Below are 20,747 nucleotides of genomic sequence, written 5' to 3' on the forward strand. Positions count from 1 at the left end.
CTCAACCGTATAGGCAGTCGCGGAGCTGCATCAGCCCGCGCTGCGTTTCTGCTTTTGGAGCGACCAGAGCCACTCTGATATATTTCTGGCCGGGGTTTTCCCCGTTCACCTCGCGCGCGAGATAGGCGCCCGGCAGCACGCGAATGCCGGTTTCTGTCCAAAGCTTGAGCGCCGCCGCCTCCCCGTCTTCGATGGGAAGCCACAGGAAGAAGCCGCCCTGCGGCAGCTGGAAGCCATCGACGCCGTCGAAGATCTGTCCCGCGATCTCGTATTTCTCGGCGTAGAGGCGACGATTTTCCGTGACATGGGCCTCATCCGCCCAAGCCCGCTCGGCCACGCGCTGCAGCGGCTGCGGCAGCGGCGCGCCGGCATAGGCGCGCAGGCGACGGATATGTTTGATGCTTTGCGGCCCGGCGGCGAGGAAGCCCGAGCGCAGACCCGGCAGGTTCGACCGCTTCGAGAGTGAGTGGAAGATCACTACGCGCTCGGGGTCGATGCCCTCCTCGGCGGCGACCTGTGCCGCACCGGGCGGCGGGGCCTCACGCCAGATCTCGGAATAGCACTCGTCGGCGAAGACGCTGAAATCGTGCTTCTCGGCCAGATGCAGCAGATCGGCCAGATATTCGCGGCTCGCGACCGCGCCCTGCGGATTCGAGGGCGAGCACAGATAGGCCACGGTGATGCGGTCCAGCACCTCCGCCGGAAGTGCCGCATAATTAGGCAAAAACCCCGTATCGGCGCCTGCGGGCACGAAAACCGGCTCCGCGCCGACGGCTGCAGCCGCCACCGCATAGACCTGATAGAACGGGTTCGGGATCGCGATCACGGGCGTTTTGCCGCGCTTTTGTTCGGGCGAAAGCGCCATCGCGGCGTTGTAGAGCCCCTCGCGAGTGCCGTTGAGCGCCATGATCCGATCGGGTCCGATCTCGACCGAATAGCGTCGCTTCAGCCAGTCCGAGATCGCATCCAGCAATTCGGGCGTGCCGTCATTGGCGGGATATTTCCCAAACTCTCCAAGGCTTTGCGCGATCACATCGCCGACGAACTCGGGCATGGGATGGCGCGGCTCACCGATGGACATAGCCAAAACGTCGCCGCCCGGTTCATGCGAATCGAGCAGCGCGCGCAAACGCGGAAATGCGTATTCGGGCAGGTTCGAAAACCGCTCGGGAAAGTCCATCTGTGCCTCATCGAATGGGGTCTATGTCGCCCCTTATTGCCGACGAGGTTACAAAAGCTCCGCCGTTTCGTCCAGAAAAAGACAAGCTCCAGAGCGGGTTGACCACAAGAAATGTGGTTTTCAGGCCAGCGACGATTCGGCGGCCATCCCCAAACGCAGCAGCCGATCCTCCGTCATCGGCGGCGCCATCAGCGAAATCCCGCAGCTTGGGATGCCCGTCGGAAGGTTGAGCGCACACAGCCCCAGCACGTTGCCGATCCGGGTATTGCGCAGCGCGAGCACGTTCTCTTCCTGGAAATAAGCCTTGTCGCTCAGAAGGCGGCGCACATCGGGCGGCAGGATCGGCGAGGTCGGCACCAGAACGGCGTCATATTCCGCGGTCGCCTCCAGATAGGCGGCGCGATAGCCCGCCAGCTCGTGCCAGCCTTTCGCGTAATCCGAGGCCAGCGCGTCGCGCCCGCTGCGGAACCGCTCGAGGATCGCCGCGAACATCTTCTCGGGCGCGGCTTCGATCTCGTGCTTCCACTCGCCATAGGCTTCGGGGGCGAAGAGAACACCGGAAAGGTCCATCGCCGGGCGCACCATCGGCAGGCCCCGCCGCTCGATCACCGCACCCGCCTTGGCGAAGGCCTCGACGGCCCGCTCGAAGCCCTGCACCGGCTTTTCCCGTGTGCCTTCGAAGGCCAGCCCTTCGAGCACCAGAAGCCGTTTACCCTTGAGGCTCGTCTCGCGCAGGTCCGGCGCGGCGCGGCGTTCCAGCAGCGCGAGCACATGCGCGGCATCCTCGACATTGCGGGTGATCGGCCCGACCGTGTCGAAGGTCCGGCACAGCGGCACGACGCCTTTCGTCGTGATCCGCCCATGTGTCGTCTTCAGCCCCACGAGATCGTTCCATGCCGCCGGAATACGCACCGAGCCGCCCGTATCAGAACCGATCGCCGCCGCAGCCAAGCCGCGCGCGACCGACAGCGCCGCGCCCGAGGACGAACCGCCCGGCGCGAGTTCGGGATCATGGATATTCGGCGGCGTCGCGGTCATCGGGTTCACGCCCAACCCGGAGAAAGCCAGCTCCGTCATATGCGTCTTGCCCAGACAGACCGAGCCGCCCAGCGTGGCTTCGATCAGCACATCCGCATCGCGCTCGGGCACGCGCCCGGCCAGCAGCCGCGAGCCCGCCTCGGTCGCGACCCCGGCGGTGTCGTAAAGGTCCTTCCAAGACAGCGCGACCCCGTCGAGCATCCCGCGTCTGGTTCCCTGCTTGGCGCGTTGATGCGCAGCCATTGCCTCGTCCCGGGCCCGCTGCGCCGTGAGACGCGCATAGATGTCCTCTGAGGCTTCAGCCGCCTCCAGATAGGCCTCGGTCTGCTCCACCGGATCGAGCTGACCGGCGGCAATTGCCCGCCCTTGTTCCGCAGCCCCTGCCAACCGCCATTCCATGCCCGCCTCCTTCGTTCTTTCCGCCACGCTAGCGACAGTCCCGCGCATGGACAATCCCGCTTCCAGCGCCATAGTAAGCGCCATGAAACACGATTCAGACGTCATCATCGCGGGCGGCGGGCTCAACGGCCCCGCCTTGGCGCTTGCACTGGCCTCCGCCGGCCTGTCCGTGACCCTTGTCGACGCCGCTCCGGCACGCCAGCGCGCGACCGACACGTTCGACGGCCGCGCCTATGCGCTGGCCATCGCGTCGCAGAAATTGCTGCACGCCATTGGCGTCTGGGACGGGCTGGCCGATCAGGCGCAGCCGATGATGGAAGTGAAAGCCGCCGATGGTCACGCAGGCGAAGGGGCGGCCCCTTTCTTCCTGCATTTCGACGCGCGCGAGCTGGATCAGGCGCCGGTCGGCTACATGCTGGAGGATCGCTACCTCTATCGTGCCTTCCTCGATGCGATGGAGGCGAGCGACAAGATCACGCTGCTGCACGAGACGCAGGTAACAGGGCAGCAGGTCGTGCCGGGCGGGGTCGAAGTGAGCCTGTCCACCGGCAAGACCCTGACCGCGAAGCTGCTGATCGGGGCCGATGGTCGCCGGTCGGGCGTGGCCGAACGCGCCGGGATCACCCGCGAGGGCTGGGGCTACGGTCAGACCGCGCTGGTCGCTGCGGTCGAGCACGAGAAACCCCATAACGGCATCGCGCAGCAGTTCTTCATGCCGACCGGGCCGCTCGCCATCCTGCCGCTGAAGGGCAACCGGTCGTCGATCGTCTGGAGCGAGACCGAGGAAAACGCGAAGACCATTTCGGCACTGGATGACGAGGATTTCCTCGCCGTGCTGCGCCCGCGCTTCGGCGATTTCCTGGGCGAGATCAAACTGGCCGGTCCGCGCTTTTCCTACCCGCTGAACCTGACGCTTGCGAAAGCCTATGTCGCGCCGCGCGTGGCGCTGGTGGGCGATGCGGCGCATGGCGTGCACCCGATCGCGGGCCAAGGCCTGAACCTCGGGCTGCGCGATGTGGCGGCGCTGGCGGAGATCGTCGTGGAAGCGATGCGCCGCGGCGAAGATATCGGCGCCGAGGACGTGCTGGATCGCTATCAGGGCTGGCGGCGCTTCGACTCGACCTCGCTCGCGCTCGGCATGGATACCGTGAACAAGCTGTTCTCGAACGACAATCCGCTGTTGAAAGCGGGGCGCGATCTGGGGATGGGTCTGGTGCAGGCGATCCCGGGGCTGCGCCGCGGGTTCATGCAGCAAGCGGCGGGCCTGTCGGGCCCCCTGCCCCGCCTGTTGCAGGGCCGCGCTCTGTAAGCGACGCGCCTTACTCGTCGATCCGGCGGGCCTCGTCTGCCAGCAGGATCGGAATCCCGCCCCGGATCGGGAAGGCTAGCTTCGCGGGCTGCGAAACCAGCTCCTGCTTCTCGGCATCGTATTTCAGCACCGCATGGGTCAGCGGGCAGACGAGCGCCTCCAGCATGTGCCGGTCGAACAGCGGCTTCTCGCGGGCCGTCTCGGGCGCCGGTGCGCTCTCAGTCTCGTCGCTCATTGCAACCGCTCCTCTCCGCCGCCATGCAGCGCATATTCGATCAGGGTCACCAAGGTCTCGCGCCGGGTGGCCAGACAGGGCGCCTCCAGCAGCGCCTGCTTATCCTCCGGCTCCAGCGGCAACAGCATCCCGAGCGAGTTGATCAGCAACTCGTCATCGGCATCTTTCAAGGTTTCCCAATCGGTATCCAGCCCCTGCGCATGGAAAAACTTCGCCAGCAGGTCGAGAAACTCGTCGCGGTCGAAGCCGTTGTCATGCTCGGCCGCACCAAGATCCCGCTCGAACCCGGCCCAGCTGACCTCGGCGCGAATATAGGGGGTGAAGCCCTCGATCTGTTTCACGATGCGATAGCGCGAGATCCCCGACAGGGTGATCATGTAGCGCCCGTCCTCGGTCTCAGAGAACCCGGTCAGACGGCCCGCGCAGCCGATCGCGTTGAGGTGGTTTTGCCCCTCCGGCCCCTTGATCGGCTGGATCATCCCGATCAGCCGAGACTTGGTCTTCATGCAATCTTCGATCATCTGCAGATAGCGCGGCTCGAAGATATGCAGCGGAAGCCGCGCCCGGGGCAGCAGCAGCGCACCGGGCAGCGGAAAAAGCGGAAGGATTTCGGGCAAGTCGCCTTTCTTCATCATGCGGATGAAACTAGCGCGCCCATGCCCTCAGGCAAATATCATCGACGACAGACGACGGCGGCCTTTCGCCACGATCGGATCGTTCGGCTTGAGCGCGTCGAAAATGGTGAAAAGCTGCGTCTTCGCGGCCTCGTTGTCCCATTCGCGATCGCGGCGGAACAACTCGAGCAGCTGGTCCACGGCTTCCTCGGCATTGCCGGCCGCATAAAGCGCCTGCGCATAGTCGAAGCGCGCCTGATGATCGTCGGGATTGGCCTCGACCTTGCCCTTCAGATCGTCGAGCGGACCCGCCGATTGCGCCTGCTTCGCCAGATCGAGCTGCGCACGCGCGGCCTCGACCGGGGCGCTGTCGGACAGCTTCGGGGGCACGGCGGCCAAAGCCGCGCCTGCCGCGTCCAGTTGGTCCAGCGCGATGCGCGCGCGGATCAGGCCGCCATGGGCCTCCGCCAGCTCGCCATCTTCTTCGAGGATCGCTGCGAAGGTCTCCGCCGCGTCTTCCGCCGCGCCCTCGGCCAGCATGGCTTCCGCCGCCTCGACCGCATCGCCCAGACCGTTGCCGGTCTCACCGCCGGACGCTTCGATCAGCTTGGCCACGAAGCTCTTGATCTCGGAAGGCGGCAGCGCGCCCTGGAAACCATCGATCGGCTGGCCCTGCCAGAAGGCATAGACGGTCGGGATCGACTGCACGCGCATCTGACCCGCGATCATCTGGTTTTCGTCGACATTGACTTTGGCCATCACGACCGCGCCTTTCGCGGCTTCGACCTCGGCTTCCAGCGCCGGGCCGAGCTGCTTGCACGGGCCGCACCACGGCGCCCAGAAATCGACGATGACCGGCACGGTCTGCGATTTCTCGATCACCTCGGCCATGAAGTTGGCTTCGGTCACGTCCTTGACGTAGTCGCTCTTGCCTGCGGCCTTGGCGCCGCCACCCAGTTCCAGCATGTCCGTCTCCCGAAATTGCGGAGGATTTGCTTTCCTATATGGCCTCGGATGGGCCGAACGCAAACCCGTTTGACCGCGGCGCGCTGCCGCAAGCGATTACAGATCGAAGGTCGCGAAAACCGGCGCGTGATCGGAGGGCTTCTCCCAACCGCGCGCAGCCCGCAGCACACGACTGCCATGGGCCGCGTTCGAAATATCCGGCGTCGCCCAGATGTGATCGAGCCTGCGCCCCTTGTCGGCGGCATCCCAGTCGCGCGCCCGATAGGACCACCACGAATACAAAAGCCCCTCGGGAATGTCCTGCCGGGTGATGTCCACCCATTTGCCCGCTTCCATCGTGTCGTGCAGATGCTCGACCTCGATCGGCGTGTGGCTGACGATCTTCAGAAGCTGCTTGTGGCTCCAGACGTCATCCTCGCGCGGCGCGATGTTTAGGTCGCCCACGAGGATTGATTTCTTCGGACCTTCCGCGGCGAAGTGATCGCGCATCTGGGTGAGGTAATCGAGCTTCTGCCCAAACTTCTCGTTCACCTCGCGATCCGGCACGTCGCCGCCCGCGGGGACATAGAAGTTGTGGATGGTCACCCCGTTCTCGAGCGTCCCGGCGACATGGCGTGCATGGCCGAGATCGGCGAAATCATGGGCGCTGTTCTCTTCCATCGGGATTTTCGAGAAGATCGCGACGCCGTTATAGCCCTTCTGGCCGCGCGCAACCATGTGGGTGTAGCCCAGTGCCTTGAACCCCTCGAGCGGGATCTTCTCGACCGGGCTCTTGCATTCCTGCAGGCAGAGCACGTCGGGCGCCTCTTCCTCCATCAGCTTGCGCACAAGCCCCTCGCGCAGCCGCACCGAGTTGATGTTCCAGGTCGCCAGCGTGAAGCTCATCTCATTCTCCCGTTCCAAAAGCCGCGCGATCATGTCGAAGGGCGGCCGCTTTCGCAACCGCCCCTGTTCCTCTTGGCAGAAATATCCCGGGGTGAATTGGCCGATAGGCCAAGAGGGGCAGCGCCCCTTACTCAGCCCAGCCCGAGATCGACTTCACGTCGCAGAATTCCTCGATGCCCCAGCGGCCACCCTCGCGCGCCCGGCCAGAGGAACCCACGCCGCCGAACGGCGCGCCTGCGCCACGGTCCTGACCGTTCATCTCGACCATCCCCGAGCGCAGCTGCCGCGCCAGACGGTTGCGCCGCGCGCCATCGCCCGATTGCAGGTAATTGGTCAGACCGTAAGGCGTGGCATTGGCCACCTCGATTGCCTGCTCCTCGCTGTCGAAGGGCATGATCGACAGGACGGGGCCGAAGATTTCCTCGTTCATGATCGTCATCGAGGGATCGCAATCGGCAAAGACCGTCGGACGGACATAGAAGCCGCGATTGAGATGCTCGGGCCGTCCGGGACCACCCGCGACGAGCTTCGCGCCCTCCGCGATGCCGGTCTCGATCAGGCCCTGAATCTTGTCGAACTGCGCCTTGTTCACGACCGGGCCGATATGTTTGCCCTCCTCGCGCGGGCTGGCCACCTGCGTGGCCTCTGCGGTCTGGCGCGCGATTTCCACGGCCTTGTCATAGGCCGACCGCTCGACCAGCATCCGCGTCGGCGCGTTGCAGCTTTGGCCCGAGTTCTGGAAGCAGTGCTTTACGCCGCGCGCCACCGCATCCTCATCCGCATCGGCGAAGATCAGGTTGGCGCCTTTGCCGCCCAGCTCCAGCGTCACCCGCTTGAGCGTATCGGCCGCCGCCTTCGAGATGGCCTTGCCAGCCCGGGTCGAGCCGGTGAAGGAAATCATCTCGACGTCCGGATGGGTCGAAAGCTGCGTGCCGACGCCAACGCCATCGCCATTCACAAGGTTGAACACGCCCTTGGGCAGACCCGCCGCGTCGAGGATTTCCGCAAACAGCAGCGAGGAGAGCGGCGCTTCCTCGGACGGTTTCAGCACCATCGTGCAGCCCGCGAGGATCGCCGGGATCACCTTCAGCGTCACCTGGTTCATCGGCCAGTTCCACGGCGTGATCAGCCCGACGACGCCGACGGGTTCATAGGCGATCATCGCGCCCGGCGTGCCGTCGCCCAGCGGATGCACCCAGTCGAAGGCTTTCGCCGCGTCGATGAAGTTCTTGATGTGATAGGCCCCCGCGCCCCACTGGTTCTTGCGCGCCAGATCGATCGGCGCGCCCATCTCGAGGCTCATCGCCTGCGCCATGTCCTCGGCGCGCTCGGCATAGACCTTGGCGATCCGCTCGACCGCCGCGATCCGCTCTGCCGGGTCCGTCGCCTTCCAGCCGGGCAACGCCGCCTTTGCCGCAGCGACCGCCGCATCCGTGTCGGCCTTATCGCCAAGCGAGATCACCGCGCAGGGATCCTCAGTGGACGGGTCGATCACCTCGTACTCGCGCGCCGCCTTGGGCGCGACCCATTCCCCATTGATGTAGAAATTCCGCTTCTCGATCATTTCAGCCTCCGGCACACAGATGTCGCGCGCGAGCGTTTCACCACTCCCCGTCCTGCGCAAGGCCTGACGAAAGGTCGCAGGCTCCGAGTTTAAAAAGGTTCTAAACTGGCTGGAATGGGCCCCGGCGAGGGCTTATATCCCGGAAAGACGTGATTTTACGCAAACACAGGAGGTTTTTCATGGGCCTGCGTATCAATGACACCGCTCCCGATTTCACCGCTGACTCGACCGCTGGCGAGATCAAGTTCCACGACTGGATCGGCGACAGCTACGCCATCCTGTTCTCGCACCCGAAAGACTTCACCCCGGTTTGCACCACCGAGTTCGGCGCAGTTGCTCAACTCGCCCCCGAGTTCGAGAAGCGCAACACCAAGGTCATGGGCGTTTCGGTCGATAGCGTCGAAGAGCACGTGAAGTGGAAATCGGACATCGAGCAGGTCGCCGGCGCGCCCGCGAACTTCCCGATCATCGACGACACCTCGCTGAACGTGTCGAAGCTGTATGACATGCTCCCCGCCGATGCCTACATGCCCGACGGCCGCACCGCCGCGGATTCGGCCTCCGTGCGCACCGTCTTCATCATCGGCCCGGACAAGAAAGTCCGCCTGACCATGTCCTACCCGATGTCGGTCGGCCGCAACTTCGCCGAAATCATCCGCGCGCTCGACGCCGTTCAGGCGACCGACGGCAAGCCCTTCGCGACCCCCGCGAACTGGGTGCCGGGTCAGGACGTGATCGTCGCGCTGTCGGTCTCGACCGACGAGGCGAAAGAGAAGTTCGGCGAAGTCGACGTCAAACTGCCCTACCTGCGCACCGTCAAGTCGCAGGGCTGAGCCCAGCTTACCCGCTTACGAGAGAGCCCCGGCAGCGTCCGGGGCTTTTTCATATCCGCGCCACCCAGCCGGCGCGCGAAAAGCAAAAGGCCCCGGATCGCTCCGGGGCCTTTCTCAATCTTCCAGCGGATCAAACCGATCAGTCGGCTTTCTCTTCACGCTTTTCCGGCGCGATTTCTTCGCCGGTTTCCTGATCGACCATCTTCATGCCAAGGCGCACCTTGCCGCGATCGTCGAAGCCCAGAAGTTTCACCTTCACTTCCTGACCTTCCTTGAGCAGATCGCTCGGGTGGTTCAGGCGCTTGTTGGCGATCTGGGACACGTGGACGAGACCGTCACGCTTGCCAAAGAAGTTCACGAAGGCGCCGAAATCGACGAGCTTCACGACCTTGCCGGTGTAGATCTGACCCTCTTCGGGCTCAGCCACGATGGCGTGGATCATGTCATGCGCTTTCTTGATGGCCTCGGCATTGGCCGAAGCAATCTTGATCACGCCGTCGTCATTGATGTCGACCTTGGCACCCGACACTTCCACGATCTCGCGGATGACCTTGCCGCCCGAACCGATCACTTCACGGATCTTGTCGGTGGGAACGGTCATCGTCTCGATGCGCGGAGCGTGGGCGGAGAATTCCGTGCGGCCCGCGGAGAGCGCCTTGTTCATCTCGCCGAGGATGTGCATGCGGCCAGCGCGTGCCTGCTCCAGAGCTTTCTCCATGATCTCGGCGGTGATGCCGGCGACCTTGATGTCCATCTGCAGCGAGGTGATGCCCTCTTCGGTGCCTGCGACCTTGAAGTCCATGTCGCCGAGGTGATCCTCGTCGCCAAGGATGTCGGTCAGAACGGCCCAGGAGCCATCCTCTTCGAGCACCAGACCCATCGCGACACCCGCCACGGCCGATTTCAGCGGAACGCCCGCATCCATCATTGCCAGCGAGCCACCGCAGACCGACGCCATCGAGGACGAGCCGTTGGACTCGGTGATCTCGGAGACGAGACGGATCGTGTAGGGGAAGTCGGTCGCAGCCGGGAGAACCGCCTGCAGCGCGCGCCACGCGAGCTTGCCGTGGCCGATCTCACGACGACCGGGCGAACCGACGCGGCCCACTTCGCCGACCGAGTAGGGCGGGAAGTTGTAGTGCAGCAGGAAGTTCGAGCGCGAGTTGCCGTGCAGCGCATCGATGATCTGCTCATCGTCGCCGGTGCCCAGCGTGGTCACGACCAGCGCCTGCGTCTCACCGCGGGTGAACAGCGACGAGCCGTGGGTGCGCGGCAGCAGACCGGTTTCCGCCACGATCGGGCGAACCTCGTCCAGCGCACGACCGTCGATGCGGCGACCGTTCTTCACGACGTCACCACGCAGAACAGCCGATTCCAGCTTCTTCATCGCGGTGCCCAGCGTCGGATCTTCGAGCTGCTCTTCGGTGAGCTTCGACTTGATCTCTTCCTTGGCGGCGTTGACCGCGGCCACGCGCTCTTGCTTGTCCGAGATCGCGTAAGCGGCACGCATCTTCTCTTCGCCCAGACCTTTGACGGTCTCGAGCATCGCCGAGTAGTCGGGCGCTTTGAAGTCGAAGGGCTCTTTCGCGGCGGCTTCGGCGAGGTCGATGATCATGTCGATCACCGGCTGCATCGCGTCATGGCCGAACTTGACCGCACCCAGCATCTCGGCTTCGGACAGCTCGTAAGCTTCCGATTCCACCATCATCACGGCGTCCTTGGTGCCCGCGACGACGAGGTCCAGACGCTGCTCGGGGTTCTCCCGCAGCTTCTGCATGTCGTCGACTTCGGGGTTCAGAACGTATTCGCCATCCGAGAAGCCGACGCGCGCAGCGGCGATCGGGCCCATGAACGGCACGCCCGAGATCGTCAGCGCGGCCGAAGCGGCGATCATCGCGACGATATCGGGCTCGTTGACGAGGTCATGCGACAGCACGGTGCACATCACGAGCACTTCGTGCTTGAAGCCTTCCACGAAGAGCGGACGGCACGGGCGGTCGATCAGGCGCGAGGTGAGCGTCTCTTTTTCGGACGGACGAGCCTCGCGCTTGAAGAAGCCGCCCGGCACTTTACCGGCGGCATAGTATTTCTCTTGGTAATGAACCGTGAGCGGGAAGAAGTCCTGGCCCGGCTTCGGTTCCTTGGCAAAGGTCACGTTGGCCATGACGGAGGTTTCGCCCAGAGTGGCGATGACCGAACCGTCAGCCTGACGGGCAACCTTGCCGGTTTCCAGAGTGAGCTCTTCTTCGCCCCACTGGATGGATTTTTTCACAACATTGAACATTCAGCGTATCCTGTCTGGGAGCTCTCACGGGCGTATCCCGTGTCTCCCGATTTGAATGGCGGCCCCATTGCCGCCGCCCCCTTATCCTGTTGCACGCGCCCGGGGGCTCGAGGCGTCACGTCTCAGATGGGCCTGCCAATACAGGAAATGAAGGGGTTTGGGAAGCGAAGAGTCCTTAGGGAAAGAAACGGCCAACGCCCAATTCTAGCCAGATTGGCACGCCATCGTCGGCCTGTAGTTATTAACATTGATTATTGTGACCCCATGAGCAAACCCACTGCCCTTTTCATCGATGGCGAGAATATCTCCGCCACTTTTGCTTCCCAGATCCTCAAGTTCGCGCCAGGCGCTTTCATCCGGCGTGCCTACGGTGATGTCGCGCAGATTAGATCGTGGGGCGACAGCCCTTCGATCCGGCTGGTGCATTCCGGAAGCGGCAAGAACGCAGGAGACGTGTTGCTCGCCCTCGACGCACTCGAGCTCGCTTTGGAACGACGCGCCGAACGGTTCGTCATCGCAAGCTCCGATGGTGACTTCACCCACCTCGCGACCAGGCTCAGGGAAAAAGGGATGGAAGTGCACGGCGTCGGACAGGAGAAAGCGCCGAAGGCATTTCGTGAAAGCTGTTCAGTGTTTCATCTGCTGAAGTCAAAAACGACCGCAGCTCCGGCACGACCGCCAGTAGTCAAGAAATCTGCCAGTCTCGATGAAAAAATTCGCGCAGCGATCGAGGCACACAGCAAGGACGGCGCTGGAGTGCCTCTCGCGGAACTGGCCACGATCATGAAGAAAGACCACGGGGTCTTGATCGGGAACTTGCCAGATAAAAAGTGGCGCCCCTATTTTTCGAACCGTCCGAACCTCTTCGCGCTTGAACCAAAGGGGCCCAAGGCACGCGTGCGATGCCGTCCTAATGGATTTTCTCAACTTTCCGCCGCAGCGAAATAGCCAGAATGCAAAACGCCCGCCCCTTTCGGGACGGGCGCAATGATGCGCGTAAGCTCTTCGATCACTCGATCGGGCGGAACTCGCCTCTGTCTTCGGACGCGAGGCTCACCACCACGATGGCGATGAAGGCCGCGATGAAGCCCGGGATGATCTCGTAGAGGAACGAGCCCCAGCCCAGCGAAATCCAGACGATCACGGTCAGCGGACCGAAGGCGGCCCCGAACCCGGCCCATGCGTTCGACACGAGGCCTAGCACTTTGCTGTCGGGGTTCGACGCGATGATGATCGCAGCGATCCCCACAGCCAGCACCGCGAGACGGCCGACATTCACCAGCGTGCGGTCCGACGCGTCCTTGTTGAAGACGATCTTGTAGAAGTCTTCGGTCAGCGACGAGGACGACACCAGAAGCTGGCTCGACACGGTCGACATGATCGCTGCCAGAAGCGCAGCATAGAGGAAGCCGGTCACCAGCGGATGGAACAGCAGGTTCGACAGGATGATGAAGATCGTCTCCGGATCCTGCACGTCGAGCCCGTTACGCTGCGCATAGGCGCGGCCGAAGATACCGACCGAGATAGCGCCGATCAGCGAGATCGCCATCCAGCCCATACCGATATTCCGTGCTTTCGGCACATCGGCAACCGAGCGCACGGCCATGAAGCGCACGATGATATGCGGCTGGCCGAAATAGCCCAGACCCCAGGCGACCGCCGAGAGCCAGCCCGCGAAGGTCAGCCCGTTCGTCATCGAGAGGAAATTCGGGTCGATATCGGTCAACCGGCTCGCAGCCGCGTCCACGCCGTCGCCCTGACCGGTCGTGAGGATCACGATCGGCATGATGACGAGCGCGAGCATCATGATGCAGCCCTGCACGAAATCGGTGAGCGACACCGCGAGGAAGCCGCCGATCACGGTGTAGACCAGCACGACACCCAGCGTCAGGATCACGCCGGTCATGTAGCTGCCACCGAAGGCGCTGGCGAAGAGCTTGCCACCGCCGACGAGGCCCGACGCGGTGTAGACCGCGAAGAACACCACGATGATCACCGCCGAAACCATCCGCAGCAAGGTCGCGTGGCTCGGGAAGCGATTGGCGAGGAAGCCGGGGATGGTCAGCGCGTTGTCATAGCGCTCGGTCTGCTCGCGCAGGCGCGGCGCCACGACGATCCAGTTCACGAAAGCGCCGACGAAAAGGCCGATGCCGATCCAGCTTTGGGTCAGGCCCGACACGAAGAGCGCGCCCGGCAGGCCCAGAAGCAGCCAGCCCGACATGTCCGATGCGCCTGCCGACAGGGCGGCCACCGCGGGCGGCAGGTTACGCCCGCCCAGCATATATTCCTCGGAGCTCGACGTGGACTTGCGCCACGCATAGACCCCGATGGCCAGCATCAGCACGAAATACAGTGCCAAGCTGATCCAGACTCCGATCTGCATATCTCAATCCTCCCTGTTAACGCACCTGCAAGGTAGGGCAGATGCTTGCGTTTTCCCGTTTGGAGCGGACGATACAGGAGGACAAGAAGTCGAACCGACCAAAGTTTTTTGGTGGGAAGATCATTTACCCAAAAGTTTTTAAATTTGCAGGCAGAAGGACTGTTGTTGCCAATTTTCGCAATTCAGTCGGAATAGTGCAAATGAAAACGCCCGCACCAAAGGCACGGGCGTTTCGAATTCCAATCCGAGGCGGATTAGCGGCGCAGGCCGAGACGCTCGATCAGCGACTGGTAACGTGCGACGTCTTTCGCCTTCAGGTAGTCGAGCAGCTTGCGGCGCTGCGCGACGAGCATCAGAAGACCACGACGCGAGTGGTTGTCTTTCTTGTGCTCTTTGAAGTGCTCGGTCAGGTTCGCGATGCGCTTGGTCAGAACTGCGACCTGAACTTCGGGGGAACCGGTGTCACCTTCTTTGGTGCCGTATTCCTTGATAAGCGCGTTCTTGTCTTCGACAGTGATCGACATCGGGATCTCCTTACATTGAGGGTTCGGGCGCAAGCCGGGATGTCGTCCAGCAAGGTCCATAGACTGCCCCTTTCGGAACAGATGCGCGCGTATAGACGCGAATCGTCTTGTTGAAAAGCCTTATTTCAAAGCGCTATGGCCTGCTGCGCCGCGAATTGCGCAGGCGTGAGCAGCGCCACGTCCTGCGCGCTCAGCCCCGCCGCGTCCAGCACCTCGGCCAGCCGGATGCCGTCGAGCAGGATCCACGCCGCATCGGGATGCGCCTCGGAAGGCTCGATACTGATCTGCGGCGTGGCGGTGCCCTGCGGATCGTAGATGACCGCCAACCGATCCTGCCCGACCGTGTAATCTGCGATTGTCGCAGGGGCGTCCGGATCGATCCAATCGCCCAGCGCGAAACTGTCGCCCTCTTCGCCGCCATGCAGCCAATCGCCCGAGCCGCCTAGCAGCACGTCCTCCCCTGCCCCGCCATTGAGCGTATCGGCATCGGCCGCCCCCGCATCGCCCGTCTCCGTTGTGACGCCGATCAGCAGATCGTTCCCGGCGTCGCCGTTCAACTCGTCGCGCCCGGCATCGCCGGTCAACGTATCCGAGCCATCCGCCCCGATCAGCGTATCATCGCCGGCACCGCCCGCGAGCATATCATCGCCCGCGCCGCCGATCAGCGTGTCCTCCCCGGCCTCGCCAAAGAGCCGGTCCGCGCCGAACCCGCCCGAGAGGAAATCCGCCTCCGTGCCGCCGACGAGTTCATCCTCGCCGTCGCCGCCGGTCAGCGTGTCGGCCCCCGCGTCGCCCCAGAGCGTATCTTTCCCGGACGCCCCGAGGAGCTGGTCGTCGCCGTCCCCGCCCCAGAGGCTGTCATCGCCATCATAGCCATTGATCTGATCGTCGCCCGCCTCACCAGCGATCGCATCGTCGGAGGTATCGCCCCAAGTGATGTCATCCCCCGGTCCCGGCTCGGACGGCGAGACCGGCGCGGGTGCGATTTCTCCGGCGCTGACCTCGGCCAGCAGAGAGACCTCGCCAACCTCGGCATCAGCGGTCTCGAGATCGTCCGGCGGCGTCTCCTCCTCGGGTTCGGAGGATACCACCATGAGACCCGCCGTGGCGCCCGCCATCAGCAGGCCCAGAAAACCCGACAGAAACAACATCTCTCTCACCCCCGTGAAGATGCGAGAAATCTACCGTTGCCGGCGCGGATACCCTAGAAAACAAGCGTTAAATGCTTAACGGCGCGCTCAGCCTTCGGGGGTGAACCACAGCTCGGGCTGATGCTCATAGGCGATATAGAGCGGATGTTTCGGCGCGCCCGCCTTGGTCAGGCCGAGGTGATGCAGCGCCCGACCGCTTTCGCGAAGTAGGCCCTCCACCGCAGCGCCCCGCGACAGATGCGCGCCATGCGCGCCCCAGGCGCAGATGATCCGGTCCTCGGGGCCGCCCGCCCAGTCGAGGCTCTCGCGGATCGCCGCATCGTTCTCCGGCCCGACCGGGTCCGGCTGCGCCCGCATCACCTTCGGATCGGTCGCGCGATAGGCGAAGATATTGGTCACCCGGAACGCCCCGAAGCCCAGCGCCCGCGCGCGGCGCTCGCAGCGCTCCACGGTCGGGTCGTTCTGCACCTCGGTCGCGGTCGAGGGGTTGAGCATGATGAACAGCGCCCGCGGCTTGCTGTCATCCCAGACCCGCGTGAGCAGATAGCGGTAATTCTCGCAATCCGAATAGACCGCGATGGAGGGGGCGTCGCCTTTGATATGCTCGCGGGTGATCATCTCTCGTCCTAACCGTAATGTGCGTGACAGAGGGCGGATGCCTCCGGCGGGGATATTTGGACCAAGGGGAAGGGGCGCGTCAAAGGTTGAAGACGCGGCTCGGATGGACCTCGCCGGATTTATAGATACCGACGGCAAGCGGCTTGCCGTCATGGCTGACCCAGACTTCCTCGCCCCATTCGGCCTCGCCCGGCAGCACCATCCCCGGATTGCCGTTCTTCAGCCGCACCGCGCCCTCGGGCGTAGCCTTGAGCTGCGGCAGATCATCAAGGCCCAACTCCACGGGCAACAATTTTTCGTCGAGCTCGGGCGTCTTCGCCAGCTCTTCGATCTCTTCCAGCGTGATCCCGTCGCTCGCCTCGAAGGGCCCCGACCATTCGCGGCGCAGCCAGAGGACGTGGCCGAGACAGCCGAGCTTCTGACCCAGATCGCGCGCGATGGAGCGCACATAGCCGCCCTTGCCGCAGACCAGCTCCAGCTCGACGGTGTCGGCATCGGGACGGCCCAGCATCACGAGGCTTTCGACGTAGAGAGGCCGCGCGGCCAGTTCCATTTCCTCGCCCGCACGGGCCAGCGCATAGGCGCGCTCGCCATCGACCTTCACGGCGGAAAACTGCGGCGGCACCTGTTCGATATCACCCACGAAGCTAGGCAGCGCGGCGGCGATTTCTTCGTCCGTGGGGCGCAGATCGGAGGTCTCGATCACATCGCCCTCGGCATCGTCGGTCTTGGTCGCAGCGCCCAGCCGCACCTGAAACCGGTAGCATTTCAGCGCATCGGTGATGAACGGCACCGTCTTGGTGGCCTCGCCCAGCGCGACCGCCAGAACCCCGGTCGCCGCCGGGTCGAGCGTGCCCGCATGGCCCGCCTTCTTGGCGCCCAGCGCCCAGCGCACCTTGTTCACCACCGAGGTTGAGGTGATGTCCGCGGGCTTGTCCACGATCAGCCAGCCGGAAATGTCGCGACCCTTCTTGCGTGCCATGAGGCCTCCATATTCGACAGGGTGCGCCTGCTAGCCCAAGCTGCGCGAGCCGTCAATCTCCAGCGGTGGGGGCGGCGGGCGCGATCAGCGCGACGATCGGCCCCATCGGCAGGCCCATATCCTCGCGCCCCTGACCAGGCACGGTCAGCCGCGAAATCTTGCCGTCGAGATAAAGCGCGTTGGGCACCTGCATCCCGTCGCGGAAGAAACGGCCGAATTCGTGAAAGCTCACCGGCGCGTCGGAGATCGCGAAATAGGCGATCTTGCCATCGGCCGAGACCCCCACCCCGTTGCGGATATTCTTCGACGTGCCATCGGCGAGAAATTTCGGATGCAGCGCGCCGTCGATCACCAGCATCGGCCCCGATTGCGTCGCATAGGTGCAGTCCTTCGGATCGGCGGCGAAGGCGCGCGATTCCGTCACCGAGAACCTGTCTCCGATGCAGAAGACCCCGTTGGGCAGAAGGCCGAAATTGCCCGGCCCTTCCGAGGTGACGATCGAATGCAGCTCTTTGCCGTTCTCGATGAACAGACCCACAGGCCTGCGATCGGGATGGTACATCCCCGCATTCATCGCGAAGACGACACGGTCACCCTTGGGCACGACTTCCGAGAGCCGCTCGGGCGTGCCGATCAGATTGCCGTCGGGATCGTCGAGGAACAGCTTCAGGTCCTGCCCGAGCTTGGCTTCGCAGACCGTGTAGGTCGTTCCATCGAAGCTGCGATCTGCGCAGGGTACGTCGGCCAGCGCAGGCGTGGCCAGCAGCATCAGCGCCGCAGCGTTAGTCGCGATCGTCTTCATCGTCTTCGTCATCGTCGCGCGCAGCGATATCGCGCTGCACCGTCTCGTCCGAGAATATCCGACGCGTCTCATCGAGACGGTCATAGGTCTCGTCCAGCCGGAAGCGCAGATCGGGGCTGTATTTCGCGGTCATTTCCTTGCCGAGCAAGCGGCGCAGCTCGCCCTTGTTGCGCGCAAGCGCCGCGATCAGCTCTTTGCCACCTTCGCCGCCCAAGGGCGTCACATAGGCGGTCGCGACTTTAAGGTCGGGAGAGCAGCGCACCTCGCCCACCGTCACCGAGACGCGGTTGAGGTCGGGATCATGCACATCGCCGCGCATCAGGAGGTCCGACAGCGTGCGCCGGATCAACTCGCCCATGCGAAGCTGACGTTGCGAAGGGCCATCGCCCGAGGAGAAACGGTTCTTTGCCATGGCGCTCACATAGGGCGTCTGCGGGTTTTGCGCAACGGGGGCTTTGCCAAGTCCGCCTGTGCAAGCTAGATAGCGCGAAACCGTGAAGGAGAAAGACATGAGCGACCTGCCGGGCATCGTGATCACCGGAGCGTCGGGCCGGATGGGCCAGATGCTGATCCGCACCGTGAGCGAGAGCGACAAGGCGCGCCTTGTGGGCGCCGTCGAACGCACGGGCCATGACTGGGTCGGCAAGGATCTGGGCGAGGCGATGGGCGGCGCGCCGAACGGCGTGATCGTGACCGACGATCCGCTCGAGGCGTTTTCCGGCGCGCAGGCCGTGATCGACTTCACCGCGCCTGCCGCCACCCGCGAATTCGCCAAGATCGCGGCGCAGGCACGCCTGACCCATGTGATCGGCACGACCGGCATGGACGAGGACGACATCACGGCGCTCAAGCCGTGCGCGCGCCATGCCGTAATCGTGCGGGCGGGGAATATGAGCCTCGGGGTGAACCTGCTCACGCAGCTGACGAAGAAAGTCGCAGCCGCGCTCGATGCCGATTGGGATATCGAGGTGATCGAGGCGCATCACAACAAGAAGGTCGATGCGCCCTCGGGCACCGCGCTGATGCTGGGCGAGGCGGCGGCGGAAGGCCGTGGCATTTCGCTCGACGACAATCGCGAGTCGGGCCGCGACGGCATCACCGGGGCGCGCAAGCATGGCGCGATCGGTTTCTCGGCCATTCGCGGCGGCGATATCGTGGGCGAGCATGACGTGCTGTTTGCCGGCATGGGCGAGCGGATCATCCTGCGCCATGTCGCCACCGATCGCGCCATCTTCGCGCGCGGCGCGCTCAAGGCCGCGCTCTGGGGTCAGGACAAGCGCCCCGGCGAGTACGACATGCTGGACGTGCTGGGGCTCTAAAAGGCGCCCTCTTCCTCTTGGTTCGAATATCCCGGGGGTCCGGGGGCAGCGCCCCCGGCCTCTGAGACCGCGCCGCGATCAGAAGTCGATCGCGAGGCCCTTCTTCTCCCAATCGCCGTAGCGCACGGGCTCGGGTCCGTCGCGACCACCAAGCTCGGTCGGCAGTTCTGCCGCCTGCGCAGTCTTGCGGCGCTCCTCGGCTTCGGCGAGCGCGCGGATCGCGGCGGGCGGCAGGTCGCGGGTCTCTTCTGGCTGATCGGACATGGCGCGTCCTTTCTTGTCTGTGGATCGGGGCATGATATAGGCCCGTGCTTAAGCCGCAACAAGCCAGGAAGCCGCAGCCCATGTCCAGACCCGACCCCGCGCGTCGCGCAGCCCTTGGCCTGATCGTGGGCGTTCTCGAGGATCGCGAAAGCCTCGCCGAACAGATCGGCGCGGAGGCGCTCGACGGGCTGGAGCCGTCACAACGCGCCCGCGCCCAGCGCCTCGCGACGACGACGCTGCGCCATCTGGGCCGCGCCGACCGCATCATCAAACCGCATCTGCGTCGCCGCACGCCAACGGATGTGATGGCGATCCTGCGGCTGGCCACGGTCGAGCTGCTGGAAGAAAAGCAAGCGCCGCATGGCGTGGTCGATGCGGCCGTGACGCTGGTGAAATCGGCCGGGCCGAAGCTGCAAAGCTTCTCGGGGCTGGTGAATGCCGTGCTGCGCAAGGTCTCCGAGGAGAGCGAAAAATGGGCCGCGACGCCTGCGCCGGAAATGCCGGGCTGGCTGCGCGGGCGCGTCATGTCGTCCTTCGGCAAGAAGGCCGCGCAGGCGATGGAGGTTGCGCATCTGGCGGGCGCGCCGCTCGATCTGAGCGTAAAGGACGATGCCGCGGGCTGGGCCGGGACGCTGGGCGCGACGCTTCTGCCGACGGGCTCGCTGCGGCTGACCGATCCGGGCAAAGTGTCCGAGCTGGCCGGGTTCGAAGACGGCGCCTGGTGGGTGCAGGATGCTGCCGCCGCGCTGCCCGCGAAGCTGCTGGCCCCGGCATCTGGCGCGCGCGTGCTCGACCTGTGTGCAGCCCCCGGCGGCAAGACGCTGCAACTCGCCGCGATGGGCGCCGATGTGACCGCCCTCGATATTTCCGAGGCGCGGCTTGAGCGGCTCGGGGAAAACCTCGACCGGACGCAGATGGAGGCCGAGATCGTCGCCGCCGACGCGCTCGAATGGGAGCCTGACGTGCCCTTCGATGCGATCCTGCTCGATGCGCCCTGTTCGGCCACCGGCACGATCCGCCGCCATCCCGACCTGCCCTTCATCAAGGACGGCGCCTCGATCAAGCCGCTCTTCGCGCTGCAGGAACAGCTTCTGGACCGCGCGCTGCAATGGCTCAAACCCGGCGGCACGCTGGTTTATGCGACCTGCTCGCTTCTGCCCGAAGAGGGCGAGGCGCAGATCAAGGCGGCGCTTACACGGCATCTGGACCTGACCGTGATCCGTCCCGACCTGCCCGGCATCGCGCCGGACTGGATCACCGAAGAGGGCGGGCTGCGGCTGCGGCCCGATTTCTGGCCTGATCTCGGGGGGATGGACGGGTTCTACATGGCGCGACTGCAACGCTCTGCGTGAACCGACCGCCGAGGCGGTGACAGCGCGCCTGCCTCCCAGTAACGT

At 64.4% G+C, this 20,747-nt stretch carries 21 protein-coding genes; 5 read left to right on the forward strand and 16 right to left on the reverse strand.

Annotated features, from left to right (window positions below; translation table 11 throughout):
* Position 1 precedes the first annotated feature (1 nt).
* Together AKL02_RS18915 and AKL02_RS18920 are read right to left on the reverse strand one after the other, a co-directional pair.
* Positions 2 to 1,180: an aminotransferase class I/II-fold pyridoxal phosphate-dependent enzyme gene (locus AKL02_RS18915; RefSeq protein WP_083078007.1), complete on the reverse strand. Its 1,179-nt coding sequence runs from the start codon at positions 1,178 to 1,180 to the stop codon at positions 2 to 4.
* Positions 1,181 to 1,300: 120 nt separating this feature from the next.
* Positions 1,301 to 2,617: an amidase gene (locus AKL02_RS18920; RefSeq protein WP_083078008.1), complete on the reverse strand. Its 1,317-nt coding sequence runs from the start codon at positions 2,615 to 2,617 to the stop codon at positions 1,301 to 1,303.
* Positions 2,618 to 2,699: 82 nt separating this feature from the next.
* Here AKL02_RS18920 and AKL02_RS18925 point away from each other — a divergent pair, with 82 nt between their 5' ends.
* Complete coding sequence (locus AKL02_RS18925) at positions 2,700 to 3,926, forward strand: FAD-dependent monooxygenase (protein WP_083078009.1); 1,227 nt, start codon at positions 2,700 to 2,702, stop codon at positions 3,924 to 3,926.
* A 10-nt stretch (positions 3,927 to 3,936) separates the two neighbouring features.
* Here the strand turns inward: AKL02_RS18925 and AKL02_RS18930 are convergent, their stop codons facing one another.
* From AKL02_RS18930 to AKL02_RS18950, 5 genes are all read right to left on the reverse strand, one after another.
* A complete protein-coding gene (locus AKL02_RS18930) occupies positions 3,937 to 4,161 on the reverse strand; it encodes a Trm112 family protein (RefSeq protein ID WP_078521497.1) in 225 nt (74 codons plus the stop codon).
* Positions 4,158 to 4,796 (reverse strand): LON peptidase substrate-binding domain-containing protein, encoded by a 639-nt coding sequence (locus tag AKL02_RS18935; RefSeq protein WP_078571183.1) that lies wholly within the window; start codon positions 4,794 to 4,796, stop codon positions 4,158 to 4,160. Before AKL02_RS18935 ends, AKL02_RS18930 begins: the two co-directional genes overlap by 4 nt.
* Before the next feature lie 27 nt (positions 4,797 to 4,823).
* Entirely contained in the window at positions 4,824 to 5,741 is a 918-nt protein-coding gene (locus AKL02_RS18940; RefSeq protein WP_078542529.1) for a thioredoxin family protein, read from the reverse strand.
* Positions 5,742 to 5,837: 96 nt separating this feature from the next.
* Positions 5,838 to 6,626 carry an exodeoxyribonuclease III gene (locus tag AKL02_RS18945; RefSeq protein WP_083078095.1) on the reverse strand — a complete coding sequence of 263 codons (789 nt, stop codon included), beginning with the start codon at positions 6,624 to 6,626 and terminating at the stop codon, positions 5,838 to 5,840.
* Positions 6,627 to 6,753: 127 nt separating this feature from the next.
* Positions 6,754 to 8,190, reverse strand: a complete 1,437-nt coding sequence (locus tag AKL02_RS18950; RefSeq protein ID WP_078521503.1) for an aldehyde dehydrogenase family protein — start codon at positions 8,188 to 8,190, stop codon at positions 6,754 to 6,756.
* 179 nt (positions 8,191 to 8,369) lie between these two features.
* Here AKL02_RS18950 and AKL02_RS18955 point away from each other — a divergent pair, with 179 nt between their 5' ends.
* Positions 8,370 to 9,023, forward strand: coding sequence for a peroxiredoxin (locus tag AKL02_RS18955; RefSeq protein WP_078521505.1), 654 nt, complete (start codon positions 8,370 to 8,372; stop codon positions 9,021 to 9,023).
* 139 nt (positions 9,024 to 9,162) lie between these two features.
* Here AKL02_RS18955 and pnp read toward each other — a convergent pair whose 3' ends face one another.
* The gene (pnp, locus tag AKL02_RS18960) at positions 9,163 to 11,307 is read right to left on the reverse strand and encodes a polyribonucleotide nucleotidyltransferase (protein ID WP_083078010.1); all 2,145 of its coding nucleotides are present in this window, start codon (positions 11,305 to 11,307) and stop codon (positions 9,163 to 9,165) included.
* A gap of 264 nt (positions 11,308 to 11,571) precedes the next feature.
* Here pnp and AKL02_RS18965 point away from each other — a divergent pair, with 264 nt between their 5' ends.
* Positions 11,572 to 12,255, forward strand: coding sequence for an NYN domain-containing protein (locus AKL02_RS18965; RefSeq protein WP_165756984.1), 684 nt, complete (start codon positions 11,572 to 11,574; stop codon positions 12,253 to 12,255).
* 61 nt (positions 12,256 to 12,316) lie between these two features.
* Here the strand turns inward: AKL02_RS18965 and putP are convergent, their stop codons facing one another.
* The 7 genes from putP to rbfA form a co-directional block, all read right to left on the reverse strand.
* Complete coding sequence (gene putP / locus AKL02_RS18970) at positions 12,317 to 13,690, reverse strand: sodium/proline symporter PutP (RefSeq protein WP_083078012.1); 1,374 nt, start codon at positions 13,688 to 13,690, stop codon at positions 12,317 to 12,319.
* A gap of 254 nt (positions 13,691 to 13,944) precedes the next feature.
* Positions 13,945 to 14,214, reverse strand: a complete 270-nt coding sequence (gene rpsO, locus AKL02_RS18975) for a 30S ribosomal protein S15 (protein ID WP_075776826.1) — start codon at positions 14,212 to 14,214, stop codon at positions 13,945 to 13,947.
* A gap of 125 nt (positions 14,215 to 14,339) precedes the next feature.
* Positions 14,340 to 15,365 (reverse strand): calcium-binding protein, encoded by a 1,026-nt coding sequence (locus AKL02_RS18980; RefSeq protein WP_078521513.1) that lies wholly within the window; start codon positions 15,363 to 15,365, stop codon positions 14,340 to 14,342.
* Between the two features lie 87 nt (positions 15,366 to 15,452).
* Positions 15,453 to 15,983 (reverse strand): DUF1643 domain-containing protein, encoded by a 531-nt coding sequence (locus tag AKL02_RS18985; protein ID WP_083078013.1) that lies wholly within the window; start codon positions 15,981 to 15,983, stop codon positions 15,453 to 15,455.
* A 79-nt stretch (positions 15,984 to 16,062) separates the two neighbouring features.
* Complete coding sequence (gene truB, locus AKL02_RS18990) at positions 16,063 to 16,965, reverse strand: tRNA pseudouridine(55) synthase TruB (RefSeq protein WP_083078014.1); 903 nt, start codon at positions 16,963 to 16,965, stop codon at positions 16,063 to 16,065.
* Between the two features lie 52 nt (positions 16,966 to 17,017).
* Positions 17,018 to 17,779 (reverse strand): phosphodiester glycosidase family protein, encoded by a 762-nt coding sequence (locus AKL02_RS18995; RefSeq protein ID WP_408648102.1) that lies wholly within the window; start codon positions 17,777 to 17,779, stop codon positions 17,018 to 17,020.
* On the reverse strand, positions 17,748 to 18,179 hold the full coding sequence (gene rbfA / locus AKL02_RS19000; protein WP_078521678.1) for a 30S ribosome-binding factor RbfA: 432 nt from the start codon (positions 18,177 to 18,179) through the stop codon (positions 17,748 to 17,750). The genes AKL02_RS18995 and rbfA overlap by 32 nt, the downstream gene beginning before the upstream one ends.
* Before the next feature lie 97 nt (positions 18,180 to 18,276).
* On the opposite strand from rbfA, the gene dapB reads away from it, so the two are divergent.
* On the forward strand, positions 18,277 to 19,086 hold the full coding sequence (gene dapB, locus AKL02_RS19005) for a 4-hydroxy-tetrahydrodipicolinate reductase (RefSeq protein WP_083078015.1): 810 nt from the start codon (positions 18,277 to 18,279) through the stop codon (positions 19,084 to 19,086).
* Positions 19,087 to 19,164: 78 nt separating this feature from the next.
* Here the strand turns inward: dapB and AKL02_RS19010 are convergent, their stop codons facing one another.
* On the reverse strand, positions 19,165 to 19,350 hold the full coding sequence (locus AKL02_RS19010; protein WP_083078016.1) for a DUF1674 domain-containing protein: 186 nt from the start codon (positions 19,348 to 19,350) through the stop codon (positions 19,165 to 19,167).
* 80 nt (positions 19,351 to 19,430) lie between these two features.
* Between AKL02_RS19010 and AKL02_RS19015 the strand changes: the two genes are divergently transcribed.
* Positions 19,431 to 20,702 (forward strand): RsmB/NOP family class I SAM-dependent RNA methyltransferase, encoded by a 1,272-nt coding sequence (locus AKL02_RS19015; RefSeq protein WP_083078017.1) that lies wholly within the window; start codon positions 19,431 to 19,433, stop codon positions 20,700 to 20,702.
* Positions 20,703 to 20,747 lie beyond the last annotated feature (45 nt).

Origin of the sequence: Thioclava electrotropha (assembly GCF_002085925.2) — a bacterium.
Taxonomy (GTDB): domain Bacteria; phylum Pseudomonadota; class Alphaproteobacteria; order Rhodobacterales; family Rhodobacteraceae; genus Thioclava; species Thioclava electrotropha.